The following is a 15603-nucleotide window of genomic DNA, read 5'->3' as shown; positions in this document are numbered from 1 at the left end:
AAAATATTTTTATTCTTTAAAATTATGTAGTTTTATAAACACAAAGCTTATTAACAAACAAAAAAATTAATTTATGAAATGGAGCGGCAGACGTCAAAGTGATAACGTAGAAGACAGAAGAGGAATGTCGTCAGGAGGAAAGACAATTGTAGGCGGTGGAATCATCGGTATTGTTATTTTGTTATTAAATGTTTTTGGAGGAGAAAATGGTCAAATGCTTACTCCCATTTTAGAACAAATGAATCAGGGACAACAAGGTACTCCTAGGGAACAAAGAGATTTAACCGCCAAAGAACTTGAAGATCAAGCATTCATAAAAACATTGGTGGCCGATAATGAAGATGTTTGGTCAAAAATATTTCAAGAAAACAACTTACAATATAAAAACCCTAAATTAGTTCTATTTCAAAATGCAGTAGAAACAGCTTGTGGAAATGCTACTTCTGATTCGGGACCTTTTTATTGTCCTGGTGACCAGATAGTCTATATGGATTTAGCGTTTTTTGAAGAACTAAAAACAAAGTTTGGTGCTCAAGGAGGAGATTTTGCAACAGCTTACGTGATTGCACACGAAATAGGCCATCACGTTCAAACCTTATTAGGAACCTCTGATAAAATGAGACGAATGCAACAAGGCAAAAGTCAAGCTGAAGCCAATAAATTATCTGTAGCATTAGAATTACAAGCTGATTTTTATGCTGGAGTATGGACGCATTATAATCAACAAATGAATAATTTCCTAGAAGAAGGAGATATAGATGAAGCTCTAAGCGCTGCTCAAGCTGTAGGAGACGATGCCATTCAGGCTAAAATTCAAGGACATATTGTTCCAGAATCATTCACCCATGGAACATCTGCTCAACGCAAAGCTTGGTTTATGAAAGGTTATAAAACAGGAGATATCAAGCAAGGAGACACATTTGCAGAAATAAGATAAATGGTTTAGCAGACAAATAATTATAAAATCGGGCATTATTACCCGGTTTTTTTTTGGTTTTAACCAAAGCAAATATTGCATTAATAAAGTATTGTAATTCAAATTCACAAGGAGAGGAGAACTTCTATTGGCATTATAAACAAACAAATAATAGCAAAAAAAAAACATCGGAAAATTAGCACTACCTTTGCGCCAAATTAAAGAAGTAAACCAACTAATTGTGTTTGCTTCATAAACACCATTTATGTCATTTAGCTCATTAGGATTATCTGATGCTTTACTTAAAGCAATCAGCAAAAAAGGATACACAACACCTTCCCCAATACAACAAAAAGCAATTCCACCCGTATTAGAAGGAAAAGATGTTTTAGCATCTGCCCAAACAGGAACAGGTAAAACAGCCGGTTTTACATTACCTATTTTACAATTATTATCGCAAGGTCAACAGTTAAGACATAGACCTATTCGTGCTTTGATCCTAACGCCCACAAGAGAATTAGCAGCACAGATACTTGCTAATATCAAAGAATATAGTGAGTTTTTAGACCTGAAAAGTACTGTTATCTTCGGAGGTGTCAACCAAAACCCACAAGTAACACAACTACGTCAAGGTGTAGATATTTTAGTCGCCACTCCAGGTCGTTTAATCGATTTGCAAAATCAAGGTTTAATATCTCTTGCAAAAGTTGAAATCTTAGTTTTGGATGAAGCGGACAGAATGCTGGATATGGGATTCTTAAGAGATATTGAGCGCATATTGAAAGTATTGCCTTCAAAAAGACAAAATTTACTATTCTCGGCTACATTTTCTAGAGACATCAAGAAATTAGCAATGGGTATTTTACACAATCCCGTTCAAGTGGAAGCAACTCCAGAAAACACTACTGTTGATGCTATCATTCAAAAAGTATATCCGGTTGCCAAAGAGAAAAAAACAGAACTAATAATTAAATTGATTACAGAAGGAAACTGGAAGCAAATTTTAGTTTTTACACGTACAAAGCAAGGCGCAAATAAACTTTGTGAAAGTATGATTGAATCCGGAATCAAAGCAGCTGCTATACATGGTAATAAAGGCCAAGGTGCGCGTACCAAGGCATTAGCTGGTTTTAAAGATGGAAGTTTAACTGCTTTAGTAGCAACTGATATTGCTGCTCGTGGTTTAGATATTCCTTTATTACCCCATGTTGTCAATTTTGAATTACCTAATATTCCAGAAGATTACGTTCACCGAATTGGTAGAACCGGAAGAGCTGGAGCAAGTGGAGAAGCTGTTTCTTTATTCAGTCCAGATGAAACTGTTTTTTTAAGAGATATTGAAAAATTGATTGGAATTAGATTGCCAATGGAACAAATCGCAGGATTTGAACCAGATCCTAATGCCTCAAAAGAACCGATAAAACAAGGACAAGGAAGACAACAACGAAATTCTACTCCAAGAACTCCAAAGTCTACCAATACAACTAAAACAGAAAATACCACTAGAAGTAATAATAGTTTTGGTCCGAGACGCCCAAGTGCGGGTAACGATAGACGTTCTAACGAACGAAGAAGTTAATAAAGAATATTGTCAAAAAAAAAAGTCCACGTTTTAAACCGTGGACTTTTTTTTTATAATTAACCCAACCAACCATCACGATCTAAGCTTCTATACTGTATCGCTTCAGCTATATGACTCGAAATAACTGTTGGTGCTGCATCAAGATCAGCTATCGTTCTAGCTACTTTCAAAATACGATCATAGGCACGAGCTGAAAGATTGAGTCGCTCCATCGCTGTTTTTAGTAATTGTTTAGAAACATCATCAAGCGCACAATATTCACGAATGTGTTTGGTATTCATTTGAGCATTATAATGAATGTGTTCCATTTGTTCAAATCGTGCGGTTTGAATTTCACGCGCTGCCGTTACTCTTTCACGAATCGCTACACTACTTTCTGCTTTTTGATCATCTGATAATTTTTCGAAAGGAACTGGAGTCACTTCTATATGAATATCAATTCTATCCAATAAAGGTCCTGAAATCTTACTTAAATACCGTTGCATTTCATGTGGAGAAGAGGTTTGTGGTGCATCTGGATCATTAAAAAAGCCACTTGGACTAGGATTCATACTTGCCACCAACATAAATGACGATGGATAAGTAACAGTAAACTTAGCTCTCGAAATCGTTACTTCGCGATCTTCTAATGGTTGGCGCATTACTTCAAGAACATCGCGTTTAAACTCTGGCAATTCATCCAGAAATAAAACCCCATTGTGCGCCATCGAAATTTCTCCTGGCTGCGGATAACTTCCTCCCCCGACAAGAGCAACATTTGAAATAGTATGATGCGGACTGCGGAACGGACGTTGATTCATTAAGCCTACTTCTTTCAGTTTTCCAGCTACACTATGAATCTTTGTAGTTTCTAAGGCTTCACGCAAAGTCATTGGTGGCAAAATACTAGGTAATCTTTTGGCTAACATTGTTTTTCCTGCACCAGGCGGGCCTATTAAAATGATATTATGACCTCCGGCTGCCGCAATTTCCATACACCGTTTGATACTTTCTTGTCCTTTTACATCAGAAAAATCGAATTCAGGAAAGTCTAAAGTCTTATAAAATTCGGCACGCGTATCAATCGTTGTGGGTTCCAGAGTGCCTTTTCCTTCAAGGAAATCAATGACTTCTTGCACATTCTCAACGCCATAAACATCAATACCAGCCACAATCGCTGCTTCTTTTACATTTTGTTTTGGAAGAAAAAAACCTTTGAAGCCCTCTTCTTTAGCTTTAATTGCAATTGGTAAAGCACCACGAATGGGTTGCAAACTCCCAGCAAGCGAAAGCTCGCCCATAATAATATATTTATCTACTTCATCTGCTTTTATTTGACCTGATGCTACTAATATTCCTATCGTTAAAGTCAAATCATAAGCAGAGCCTTCTTTACGTAAGTCGGCAGGAGCCATATTTATAGTGATTTTTTTTCCTGGCATAGCATAGCCGTTATTTTTCAATGCGGCTGCAATTCGATAGCTACTTTCTTTAATCGCATTATCTGGCAAACCAACTAAATGATATCCAATGCCTTTGTCTATATTTACTTCAACGGTTATTGTTGTGGCTTCAACCCCAAAAACAGCACTTCCAAAAACTTTAATTAGCATAGTTTCTTATTTTGAATCTAAAAATAACTAAAATTTTTAATTATTAGTACAAATCTTTCAAAATATAAAATTGATTAAATTGATCTTTTTTAAAATTTAAACTATGGTATAAATTTAGTATTTTATTATAATTACTGTATAAATAAAGGTGTTTTAAAGTAAATAAATACAATATGTGCATTTTTAAATAAAATTTTACAGTAATTATTAAAAAATAATTGGTTAAACATTAACATTTTAATACTTTTAGGAATTAATTACAAAACTATATTATGAAAAAAACCCTACTTCTACTCATTTTCAGTTTTTTACTGCCAAAAATTTACGCACAGGAATATTTTCCTAATAATGAAGGCGTACCAAACAAAAACACAAATTTTACCGCCTTTACCAACGCAAAAATTTATGTTTCACCGACTCAAGTTATTGAAAAAGGAACACTAATAGTACAAAATGGTAAAGTAATTGCAACAGGAACAAATATTGAAATCCCTAAAAATTGCACAACTGTAAACCTTGAAGGAAAATCAATTTATCCCTCCTTTATAGATATGTATTCCAGTTTTGGAATTGAAAAACCGAAAAGAAATACAGAAAGAAATCCGTTATACGATACTAAAAGAACTGGTTTCTATTGGAATGAAAGTATTCGTTCTGAAGTGAATGCGTATGAAAATTTCACCTATGATGAAAAGAAAGCAGAAGAACTATTAAAAGCAGGTTTTGGAGTTGTAGGTTCTCACGTTCCAAACGGAATTGCCCGCGGAACGGGTACATTGATAGCGTTAAATAACTTTGATAAAAGCAGTCAATTGTTATCGGACAAAATAACCAATCATTTTGCCTTTACCAAAAGTCCTACTACAAACCAAGCCTATCCTAGTTCCTTAATGGGAATGATGGCCTTATTACGTCAAATGTATTTTGATTTAGACTGGTACAAAAAAGGAAATGCGACAAATAAAGATTTATCATTAGAAGCATTGTCTAATAATGAAAAATTAATACAAATATTTGCTTCAGAAGATAAATTGAATAGTCTAAGAGCTTCTAAAATAGCAAAAGAATTTGGTTTAAATTACGTTCTGAAAGGAAACGGAAATGAATTTGAAAGAATTCAAGAAATCAAAAAAACGAATGCTAAATTTATCATTCCAATCGATTTCCCTGCAGCTTATGATGTTTCAGATCCAAATCAAGCCGATCAAATGGAATTGAAAGATTTGCGTTTCTGGAATCAAGCACCAACTAACCTAAAAATACTTTCGGATAATGGTATTGTATTCGCTTTAACTACGGATAAGTTAAAGAAAATAGAAGATTTTAGAACCAATCTTTTGAAAGCCATTAAATATGGTTTTGACAAAACAAAAGCACTTGAAGCCTTAACTACAATCCCTGCCGCTATTTTGGGGAAAAGTAACGAAATAGGAACTTTAAAAACAGGTAGTTTAGCGAATTTTGTAATTACATCTGGCGAAATTTTCGATGAGAAAACCACGCTATACGAAAACTGGGTTCAAGGAAATAAATTCGTAGTTAATGACATGACTACTAAAGATATTCGTGGTAATTATGATTTAACTATTGATAATGAGAAATTTAAATGGAAAATAGATGGAGAAATTGCTGCACCAAAATCAGAAATCACCACTACAGATTCTAAAAAAATTAAATCAAAACTTACGATGTCTAATAATTGGCTTTCAACGGTTGTAAAACCTAATGACACGTTAAAAACCAATTTTACAAGACTTATTGGATATGTTGAAAACACACAAGATCTTTCTGGGAAAGCAGTTTTATTTAACGGTTCAGAAGTAAAATGGACTGCCACAAAAACAGCTCCTTTTGTAAAAACAGCAGATTCAACCAAAGTAGAAAAGAACAATAGACTTATGCCTATTACTTTTCCTAATGTTGCCTATGGTAATTTAGAGAAACCACAAGCTCAGACTTTACTTTTTAAAAACGCTACTGTTTGGACGAATGAAAAAGAAGGTATTCTAGAAGAAACAGATGTGTTAATTAAAAACGGAAAAATTGCCTTTATCGGAAAAAACATTTCGGATGCTTCTGCAACTATTATAGATGCAAAAGGAAAGCATTTAACAAGTGGAATTATTGACGAACATTCTCACATTGCTATTTCTAATGGAGTAAATGAAGGCGGACACAACTCAAGTGCGGAAGTAACTATTCAAGACGTTGTAAACTCAGAAGATATTAATATTTACAGAGATCTAGCAGGAGGAGTAACCATTTCTCACTTATTACACGGTTCAGCAAATCCTATTGGTGGACGCTCAGCAATTGTAAAATGGAAATGGGGCGCATCGGCAGAAGAAATGCTTTATAAAGACCAACCCGGATTTATCAAATTTGCTTTAGGAGAAAATGTAAAACAAGCCAATTGGGGAATTACAAATCCAACTCGTTTCCCTCAAACCAGAATGGGAGTCGAACAAGTTTTTACAGATTATTTTCAACGTGCAAAAGAATATGATTTAGCTTGGAAAAAATACAATTCAAGCGGTAAAAAAGGAAAAGAAAAAGCACCAAGAGTAGATTTAGAATTACAAACCTTAGCCGAAATATTAAATAAGGAGCGTTTTATTACTTGTCACTCTTATGTACAATCAGAAATCTTGATGTTAATGAATGTAGCAGATAAATTTAACTTTAAAGTAAACACTTTTACGCACATTCTAGAAGGTTACAAAGTTGCCGATAAAATGAAAGAACACGGCGTGGGAGCTTCGACCTTCTCGGATTGGTGGGCTTATAAGTTTGAAGTAAACGATGCAATTCCTTTTAACGGACCTATAATGCACAATGCTGGAATTGTAGTAGCTTACAACTCTGACGATGCTGAGATGTCAAGAAGGTTGAACCAAGAAGCTGCCAAAGCAGTTAAATATGGTAATATTTCTGAAGAAGATGCTTGGAAATTTGTAACATTAAATCCAGCAAAATTATTGCACATCGACAATAAAGTAGGAAGTATAAAAGTAGGTAAAGATGCCGATGTTGTATTATGGAATAATAATCCGCTATCTATTTATGCAAAAGCTGAAAAAACCTTAATTGAAGGTGTTGTTTATTATGATAGTAAGAAAGATGAAGAAAATAGAATTGCTATTGCAAAAGAACGAAACGAATTAATTGGTCAGTTGCTACAAGAAAAGAACAAAGGAATGACTACTCAACAACCTAAAAAAACAGAAAAAGTAGCCTATCATTGTGATACTATGGAAGAGTAAATACTGAATTAAAATTTTAGTTTTTCTCTTTACACCAGATGCAACTGAATTGAAATCTTACTAAAGCTTTAAAATTATTGAAGCAATAATAAAAAACAAATATGATGAATAAAAAAATATATCTTTTACTATTGGTATTTAGCATATCAATACTGACAAAAGCGCAACAAACTCCTGCTGCAGCACAATCAAAATCAGTTTTGATTATGAATGCTACAGCCCATTTAGGAAATGGCAAAGTTATAGAAAATAGCGCTATAGGATTTGTGGATGGAAAAATAAACTTAGTTGCCGATGCTACCTTAATTCGTTTAGCTAAAGATGCTTACGACATTACAATTGATGCGGGTGGAAAACACATTTATCCAGGATTTATCGCACCAAATTCTACATTAGGTTTGGTTGAAATTGATGCCGTAAAATCATCTGATGACGAAGGAGAAATTGGTGAAATGAAGCCACACATTAGAAGTATTATTGCTTATACAGCAGATTCTAAAGTAATAGAGACAGTAAGACCAAACGGCATTTTGATGGCACAAATAACACCTCGTGAAGGAAGAATTTCTGGTACCTCATCAATAGTTCAATTGGATGCCTGGAACTGGAAAGATGCTTTGATAAAAGAAAATGATGGGATTCACTTGAATTTCCCTGCTACTTTTAAAAGAAGTGGCTCTTGGTTTGAACCTGGGGGGATTGAAGCAAATAAAGATTATAGTAAGCAAATTGCTGAATTAGCCTCTTTTCTGGCTGATGCTAAAGCGTATTTAGGGGCTAGTTCTAAAGAAAGAAATTTAGTCCTTGAAGCTACCAAAGGATTATTCGACGGAAGTCAAACACTATTCATTAATGCAAATGATGAAAAGCAAATTACAGATGCGGTTCAATTTTCTAAAGAAAACGGCATTAAAAAAATGGTTATAGTTGGAGGTTATGAAGCCTACAAGGTTGGTGAGCTATTACAAAAAAACAATGTAGGTGTTTTTCTTAGACGAGTACATGAAATGCCAGAAAATGATGATGATGATATTGATTTGCCTTATAAAGCTGCTAAATTATTGACCGATAAAGGCGTTGTAGTAGGTTTAGAAAATAGTGGATCTCACGAAAGAATGAATACAAGAAACTTACCTTTCTTAGCCGGAACTTGCGCAGCTTATGGACTTGATAAAGAGGAAGCATTAAAATTAATTACTTCAAATACGGCTAAATTACTTGGAATTGATGCGCAATGTGGTACCTTAGAGCAAGGAAAAGATGCAACATTATTCATTTCTGAAGGAGACGCATTAGATATGAGAACTAACAAATTGACTAATGCCTTTATTCAAGGTAGAATGATTAGTTTAGAAACGCATCAAACAAAGTTGAACGACAGGTACAAAAAAAAATACAATCAAAAATAAACGAAAATAATGGGACTATTTAATGCCATAATGGGCAATGCTTCTGAGGTTACTATTGATAATGTTGCTAAAGAATTTGAACCACTTTTAATAGATGGTGAAGCAATAGAAAAGGCTTACAAGCTTATAAGAGACATGTTCATTTTTACTAATAAAAGATTAATTCTTGCTGAGAAACAATTAGTTGGAACTAAAGTAGAATACATGACAATTCCGTATTCGAGTATAAAGAAATTTTCAAAAGAAAGTGCTGGAATATTAGACATGGATGCCGAACTGAAAATTTGGTTAAATCATGATAATGCTCCAATTATCAAACAGTTCGGAAAAAGCGGAAATAATATTAATGAAGTTTATAAAATATTAAGTCAACACACTTTAAAATAAAATTACAAACTAATATTAAAAAAGCACCAATTGTACTCTTTTACAATTGGTGCTTTTTTTGATTTCAACTCAACTAAAATTTATTTTAAAACAGTAAACTCAATTTTTGAATCATTATAAATTCTATGCGTTTGCTTTTGGAAATCTTCTGGCTTAGCGTAAAAAATATTATCAACAAAAGTCTGCGGATTCAAATCGATCAAAGGAAACCAAGTGCTTTGAATTTGAATCTGTATTTTATGCCCTTTTTTGAAAGTATGAAAAACATCTTGTAATTTGATATTTACTGCCGTTTTCTCATTGGCTACAAAAGGCTCCGGTTTTGAAAAACTATTTCTAAATCGGCCTCTCATTACTTCACTTCTAACCATCATATGGTAATTACTCATTTTTAAATAAGGTGCAATTTCCTTTGTTTCTGGTTCATCATTAGGAAAAACATCAATTACCTTAACGATCCAATCTGCATCTGTTCCTGTCGTAGCTACTTGAAGTTTCGCTAAAATGGCACCAGCCAAAGTAGTATCATCAGTTAGCACTTCGGTTTCAAACACCACTACATCCGGTCGTCTAGCAGCAAAACGTTGATCATCCGTCATATATTTTCTTGGTGTCATGCCTTGTTGTTTGATATCCTCAGAGTAAGGAACTGGCTTTTTAGGATCACTAACAAACTCTTCAAAAGCTATATTTCTTTTGGCCATAATTGTCAACTTATTTTCTTGCAAAAAGAAATCCTGTTTCACTGTATTTTTTGGAGGCCAAGCATCAAATGTTTTCCAATCTTTTATACCTGAATCAAAAACATAAGCTTCAGGCAATTTGTTTTCTCCTTTACCATTATTTTTTAAGAAGTGACGGAAGAAATTAGCTTCAATATTTTTCTGATAAAATCCAGAAATACTATCTCCAAAATTAATATTACCAATCACTTGTTTTGGAGAGTTTCTAGCCCAATCACCATGACTCCAAGGTCCCATAACGATTGTATTGTAGTTTTTACTATTCTTTTCAATTGTAGAATAAGTATTTAATGGTCCGTACAAATCTTCTGCATCAAACCAACCTCCTACAGTCATTACAGCTGGCTTTATATCTTTTAAATGTTGTAAAATACCGCGTTTTTGCCAGAAATCATCATAACTTGAATGCTCTTTTAATTGCTGCCAAAATTCGTTATCTTTTCCATAAAATTTGTCTAGATTAGATAATGGACCCGCATCTAAAAAAAACTGATAATCATCATTAGTTCCTATTTCAGGAAATTTAAACCATGAATCTGCAGTACGCTTTGTTTTTTGCGGACCAAATAATGGCGTTACTTTCCAATAACTCAAAAGATAAGCACCATTATGATGAAAATCATCAAAAAAGAAATCTGAAATACAAGCTTGTGGAGAAACTGCTTTTAAAGCGGGGTGATTACTTAACAATGAATAAGTAGCATAAAATCCTGGATATGAAATTCCCCAAGTTCCAACATTTCCGTTATTGTTAGACACATTTTTTACCAACCAATCGATGGTGTCATACGTATCTGATGCTTCATCAATAGCCGTTTTTCCTTTTTTATTGGGAACAAAAGCGCGCATATTATCATATAAACCATCACTCATATACCTTCCGCGAACATCTTGATATACTACAATGTAGCCCTCTTTCATCATGGTTTCGCTTGGAGAAATACTTCTCTTTAGCTGACCTTCGCCATAAGGACCCGAATTATAAGGCGTTCTTTGCATAATAATTGGATACTTTTTAGTAACGTCTTTTGGCGAGTATATTGCAGTAAATAATTCTACGCCATCACGCATTTTGATGTGTACTTCTTTTTTAGTGTAATTATCAGCAACATACGTGCTGGCATTACTTTGAGCGAAAATAAACACACTAAAAAAAAGTACGCTTATAGTTAATAGTTTTTTCATAAATTTTTTTGAATTTAAATAGTTTTTAAAGATAAATAAACTGTTTCAATATTCTGTGATCACTTTAGATTTTTTAAAATTATGAATTACAATTTCACACAAAAAAAGCACTATACAAATTTATTAAGACTTCGTTTTAGAATAAAGCACTACTCGGTTAAAGACTAATTTTAAGCTAAATATCCATTTTTATTACCAAATTGAAATAATTCATTAATTTTTTCATAAATGAATAACATTATCAAATTAAAAACAATAAAAAAACACGTAAACAACTAACTATAAATACTTTAAAACCTTTAATAATTTTTAATTTTTATATCAAATTAAACAAATAAAACATTTGTTCAGATTCAGAAAAACACACTAAAGCCATTTTATAGCTCATAAAGCGGATTTTTATCTTATCTTTGTGAAATACCTAATTATGTTTTGTAGTTTATTTAAGTTCTTTTTTAAAACTTTCAACTCAAAACTAAGATTTTATTTTTCAGACAAAACACTGAATAAATCTTAACTATTTTTTGCAGATTTTCTGCATCTTTTGCCTTTAGAAAAATTCTAATTACAGGCTAATAAATAATCAAAATTAAGTTTTACTAAATGGCTTTCATTTACTGAAAGTCAGCAAATAAGTATTGCTTATAATTTAATATTAAATTATATAAAATGGAATTCAAGCAAATTAATAATACCACTGGAGAAAATACAATCTATTCGAATAAAACCATTGCTCAGTTTCTATGCACCCATTTAGAACAGTACGGAGATACTATTGAGGATATTACAAAATGTTTAGATTATGTAATGAACCCTAATAAAGGGGGAAATATTGTGGTTGGAATTGATGATCAAAAAATTGTAGGTGTTGTGATCCTAAACAATACTGGAATGAAGGATTTTATTCCTGAAAATATTTTAGTTTATATCGCTGTAGATAATTCACAGCGTGGAAAAGGATACGGAAAGCAATTAATACAAAAAGCCATATCTATTGCTGAAGGGAATATTGCTCTTCATGTAGAACCTGATAATCCCGCTAAAAAATTATACGAAAGTTTAGGATTTACTAATAAATACCTAGAAATGAGATTGATTAAATAAATCAAAATGGAAAATTTAAGCGCACTTACAATTTTACGTAAAGAACTACATCAAAATCCAGAGGTATCAGGAAACGAATTTAATACAGCCAAACGTATTGTTTCTTTTTTACAAAAGTATCCTCCGGATGAGATTATTACAGGAGTTGGAAAAACGGGCATTATTGCAACCTATAATGGTAAGAAAAAAGGTAAAACGGTGCTTTTTAGAGCGGAACTAGATGCTTTACCCATAGAGGAAACCAATGTGTTTGAACATAAATCTTTAAATAAAGGAGTTTCTCATAAATGCGGACATGATGGCCATAGTGCAATTTTATGTGGTTTAGCTCAAAAATTACATACTGAAAAGCCTGAATTTGGAACTGTTATTCTAGTATTTCAACCAGCGGAAGAAGATGGTAGTGGTGCAAAAAAAGTGGTAGAAGATAATCGTTTTCAAAATATAAAACCAGATTATGCTTTTGCTCTTCATAATTTACCAAGTTTTAAAATGCACCAAATCATCGTTAAAGATCATATATTCTCTTGCGCAGTCAATAGTATAATTATAAAGTTAAAAGGAAAAACAGCTCATGCAGGTGAACCTGAAAAAGGGTACAATCCAGCTATGGCTATTGCAACTATTATTACTGAATTTAATGCTTTAATTCAAAGTGACATTGCTAATAACAATTACTGTTTGATTACCCCAATTTATAGTAAATTAGGTAAAAAAGCATATGGCGTTTCTGCAGGTATTGGAGAAATTCATTTTACAATACGAAGTGACAGTAATTTAGAAATGACAAACATTGAAACTACCTTAGAAAATTTAGCCAAATCAATTGCTAAAAAAAATAATTTAAAATGTAAAGTCAAATGGACTCAAAGTTTTAAGGCGAATAGAAATAACATAGAGGCTGTAGAATTAATTAGAAGAGCTGCTAAATACAATTCATTAGACATACTAGAAAAAGAATATCCTTTTACATGGGGAGAAGATTTTGGTTTGTTCACAGAACACTATTCTGGTGCCATGTTTGGAATTGGATCTGGAATTAATACTCCTGCCCTACACAACCCTGATTATGATTTTCCAGATGAAATTATACAAACTGGAGTCAATATGTTTCATCAAATAAGCAAACAAATTACTGATGCATACTAATTCAATTATAGAACTTAGTGAAACGGCGTATCAAAAAAACGTCGATTTTTTAAAAACCACTTTTGGTAAAAAAGTAATCGTTTCCTCTGTGGTAAAAGGAAACGCTTATGGCCATGGTATAGCAGAGTTTACAAGTATGGCTTATAACTGTGGAATTAATCACTTTTCAGTTTTTGATGTGCAAGAAGCAAAAGCAGTCAAAGAAGTATTGGAAGACAAGGTTACCGTAATGGTTATGGGTTTAGTGAATGATGAAGACATGCAATGGGTTATTGAAAATAATGTTGAATTCTTTGTTTTTGATAAAAGCAGACTCAATCAAGCAATAAAAATTTCAAAAAAAATCAATAAAAAAGCAATATTACATATTGAAGTCGAAACAGGAATGAATCGTACTGGTTTTGATAAAAAAGATCTAAATGCAGTAATTTCGATAGTAAAAAAAGAAATACAACATCTTTATTTAAAAGGACTTTGTACGCACTACGCTGGTGCCGAAAGCGTCGCTAACTATTACAGAGTTGATAATCAAATTAAGAAATTTGAAGAGATATATGAGTTGTTTTGTAAAAATGACTTAAAGCCAGAGATGAGACATTCTGCTTGTTCTGCTGCTTCAATTATGTTTCCTCAAACTAGAATGGATTTAGTTAGAATTGGAATAATGCAATACGGTATGTGGCCGAGTCCAGAAGTATTTGTAACCTATTTGCAAGCTAAAAAAAATAAAATTGATCCTTTGCAACGAGTAATCAGTTGGAAAAGTAAAATTATGAGTGTAAAAAATGTAAAAACAGGTGATTTTATAGGATATGGAACCAGCTTCATGGCCAAACGAAACATGAAAATTGCAGTAGTACCCATTGGCTATTGTCACGGATATAGTCGATCTTTAAGTAATCAAGGTCGTGTGCTTATACACGGACAGCGGTGTACTGTTGTAGGATCTGTGAATATGAATATGATGACAGTAGATGTAACCGATGTTGATATTGCTAAAAAAGAAGATGAAGTAGTATTGATTGGCACTCAAAAAACACTGGCAGTCTCAGTTGCTTCATTCAGTGATTTTAGCAACCAACTTAACTATGAATTATTAACACGGATTTCAACAGCAATCCCACGAAAAATTAAACAATAATGGCCTTTATAAAATTATATAGAAAAAAACTCGAAGAAAACTACGCTTTTCTTGACAACACTTTTAAATCCAGAAACATAGAATGGGGTGTCGTTTCAAAACTGTTATGTGGTAATAAAATTTACTTAAAGGAAATCATCGCTTTAGGAGTACGAGAGATCCATGACTCTAGAGTTAGCAATTTAAGAAAAATTAAAGCACTTGATCCTGAAATTCAAACGGTTTACATCAAACCTCCCGCAAAGAGAAGCATAGAAAGTATTGTGCGTTATGCAGACATTAGTTTTAATACTGAAATATACACCATACAATTACTTTCTGATGAAGCTGTGAGACAAAATAAGATTCACAAGATCATCATAATGATAGAGATGGGCGATTTGCGTGAAGGCGTTATGGGCGAAGAATTAATTGCTTTTTATGGTACAATTTTGAAGATGCCTAGTATCGAAATTTCAGGAATTGGAACTAATTTAAATTGCCTAAGTGGAGTTATGCCAACACAAGACAAACTAATTCAGTTGAGTTTATACAAACAATTAATTGAAGCTAAATTTGATATTAGCATTCCGTTTGTCTCTGGTGGAACTTCAGTTGCCATTCCGTTAATACTTAAAAATGCAAATCCGATGGCTGTAAATCATTTCCGAATAGGAGAAGCACTCTTTTTTGGTAAAGATTTATTTACTGGTGACACAATTGAAGGAATGCATAATGATGTTTTCAAATTATTTGCAGAGATCATAGAAATTACGGAAAAACCCAATACGCCAACAGGAGAATTAGGCGAAAACGTAGCAGGAAATTCCTTTTCTATGAATGATGTAGAAGATTTGGGAATAACTTCTTTACGAGCCATTTTAGACATTGGATTATTAGATATGCAACCCCAATATATAGAATCTGATGACGCTGATATTACTATTGTAGATGCGAGTTCGGATATGTTAGTAATAGATATTTCTAATTCTAAAAAGAACTATAAAATTGGAGACCTTGTAGCTTTTAAAATAAGATATATGGGTGCATTATATCTTTTGAATTCGGATTATATAGAAAAAACAATAGAATAGAAAAGTTCGATATTGATTTCCTTTATTACCTCAAAAAAAATGCGCTAAATTCCATCATA

At 32.9% G+C, this 15603-nt stretch carries 11 protein-coding genes; 9 read left to right on the top strand and 2 right to left on the bottom strand.

The window, feature by feature from the left end; genetic code table 11:
* Positions 1–73 precede the first annotated feature (73 nt).
* Together ypfJ and J3S90_RS14970 are read left to right on the top strand one after the other, a co-directional pair.
* On the top strand, positions 74–937 hold the full coding sequence (gene ypfJ / locus J3S90_RS14975; protein ID WP_210646858.1) for a KPN_02809 family neutral zinc metallopeptidase: 864 nt from the start codon (positions 74–76) through the stop codon (positions 935–937).
* Between the two features lie 244 nt (positions 938–1181).
* Positions 1182–2495: a DEAD/DEAH box helicase gene (locus J3S90_RS14970; protein ID WP_188051596.1), complete on the top strand. Its 1314-nt coding sequence runs from the start codon at positions 1182–1184 to the stop codon at positions 2493–2495.
* 59 nt (positions 2496–2554) lie between these two features.
* Here the strand turns inward: J3S90_RS14970 and J3S90_RS14965 are convergent, their stop codons facing one another.
* On the bottom strand, positions 2555–4090 hold the full coding sequence (locus J3S90_RS14965; RefSeq protein WP_210646857.1) for a YifB family Mg chelatase-like AAA ATPase: 1536 nt from the start codon (positions 4088–4090) through the stop codon (positions 2555–2557).
* A 272-nt stretch (positions 4091–4362) separates the two neighbouring features.
* Between J3S90_RS14965 and J3S90_RS14960 the strand changes: the two genes are divergently transcribed.
* The 3 genes from J3S90_RS14960 (at position 4363) to J3S90_RS14950 (ending at position 9149) form a co-directional block, all read left to right on the top strand.
* Positions 4363–7353 carry an amidohydrolase family protein gene (locus tag J3S90_RS14960; protein WP_210646856.1) on the top strand — a complete coding sequence of 997 codons (2991 nt, stop codon included), beginning with the start codon at positions 4363–4365 and terminating at the stop codon, positions 7351–7353.
* Between the two features lie 101 nt (positions 7354–7454).
* Positions 7455–8762: an amidohydrolase family protein gene (locus J3S90_RS14955; protein ID WP_210646855.1), complete on the top strand. Its 1308-nt coding sequence runs from the start codon at positions 7455–7457 to the stop codon at positions 8760–8762.
* A 9-nt stretch (positions 8763–8771) separates the two neighbouring features.
* Positions 8772–9149: a PH domain-containing protein gene (locus tag J3S90_RS14950; protein WP_210646854.1), complete on the top strand. Its 378-nt coding sequence runs from the start codon at positions 8772–8774 to the stop codon at positions 9147–9149.
* An 80-nt stretch (positions 9150–9229) separates the two neighbouring features.
* Here the strand turns inward: J3S90_RS14950 and J3S90_RS14945 are convergent, their stop codons facing one another.
* Positions 9230–11077: a CocE/NonD family hydrolase gene (locus tag J3S90_RS14945; RefSeq protein ID WP_210646853.1), complete on the bottom strand. Its 1848-nt coding sequence runs from the start codon at positions 11075–11077 to the stop codon at positions 9230–9232.
* Positions 11078–11746: 669 nt separating this feature from the next.
* Between J3S90_RS14945 and J3S90_RS14940 the strand changes: the two genes are divergently transcribed.
* The 4 genes from J3S90_RS14940 to J3S90_RS14925 are packed head-to-tail and all read left to right on the top strand — an operon-like array spanning position 11747 to position 15544.
* A complete protein-coding gene (locus J3S90_RS14940; protein ID WP_210646852.1) occupies positions 11747–12181 on the top strand; it encodes a GNAT family N-acetyltransferase in 435 nt (144 codons plus the stop codon).
* Positions 12182–12187: 6 nt separating this feature from the next.
* Positions 12188–13330 (top strand): amidohydrolase, encoded by a 1143-nt coding sequence (locus J3S90_RS14935; RefSeq protein WP_210646851.1) that lies wholly within the window; start codon positions 12188–12190, stop codon positions 13328–13330.
* Entirely contained in the window at positions 13320–14471 is a 1152-nt protein-coding gene (alr, locus tag J3S90_RS14930; protein WP_210646850.1) for an alanine racemase, read from the top strand. The genes J3S90_RS14935 and alr overlap by 11 nt, the downstream gene beginning before the upstream one ends.
* The gene (locus tag J3S90_RS14925) at positions 14471–15544 is read left to right on the top strand and encodes an alanine/ornithine racemase family PLP-dependent enzyme (protein WP_188051587.1); all 1074 of its coding nucleotides are present in this window, start codon (positions 14471–14473) and stop codon (positions 15542–15544) included. The genes alr and J3S90_RS14925 overlap by 1 nt, the downstream gene beginning before the upstream one ends.
* The last annotated feature ends 59 nt before the right edge of the window (positions 15545–15603 follow it).

The organism is Flavobacterium flabelliforme, assembly GCF_017948675.1.
In the GTDB taxonomy this organism is placed as follows: domain Bacteria; phylum Bacteroidota; class Bacteroidia; order Flavobacteriales; family Flavobacteriaceae; genus Flavobacterium; species Flavobacterium pygoscelis.
Note: the sequence above shows the minus strand (reverse complement) of the source record. Positions and strands in the feature narration are given on the sequence as shown.

Bases quoted from the DNA above. Each gene is read 5' to 3' on its own strand.
- J3S90_RS14950 (WP_210646854.1), top strand. From the start codon at position 8,772: ATGGGACTATTTAATGCCATAATGGGCAATGCTTCTGAGGTTACTATT.
- J3S90_RS14940 (WP_210646852.1), top strand. From the start codon at position 11,747: ATGGAATTCAAGCAAATTAATAATACCACTGGAGAAAATACAATCTAT.
- J3S90_RS14970 (WP_188051596.1), top strand. From the start codon at position 1,182: ATGTCATTTAGCTCATTAGGATTATCTGATGCTTTACTTAAAGCAATC.
- J3S90_RS14925 (WP_188051587.1), top strand. From the start codon at position 14,471: ATGGCCTTTATAAAATTATATAGAAAAAAACTCGAAGAAAACTACGCT.
- J3S90_RS14965 (WP_210646857.1), bottom strand. From the start codon at position 4,090: ATGCTAATTAAAGTTTTTGGAAGTGCTGTTTTTGGGGTTGAAGCCACA.
- J3S90_RS14935 (WP_210646851.1), top strand. From the start codon at position 12,188: ATGGAAAATTTAAGCGCACTTACAATTTTACGTAAAGAACTACATCAA.
- J3S90_RS14945 (WP_210646853.1), bottom strand. From the start codon at position 11,077: ATGAAAAAACTATTAACTATAAGCGTACTTTTTTTTAGTGTGTTTATT.
- J3S90_RS14960 (WP_210646856.1), top strand. From the start codon at position 4,363: ATGAAAAAAACCCTACTTCTACTCATTTTCAGTTTTTTACTGCCAAAA.
- alr (WP_210646850.1), top strand. From the start codon at position 13,320: ATGCATACTAATTCAATTATAGAACTTAGTGAAACGGCGTATCAAAAA.
- ypfJ (WP_210646858.1), top strand. From the start codon at position 74: ATGAAATGGAGCGGCAGACGTCAAAGTGATAACGTAGAAGACAGAAGA.
- J3S90_RS14955 (WP_210646855.1), top strand. From the start codon at position 7,455: ATGATGAATAAAAAAATATATCTTTTACTATTGGTATTTAGCATATCA.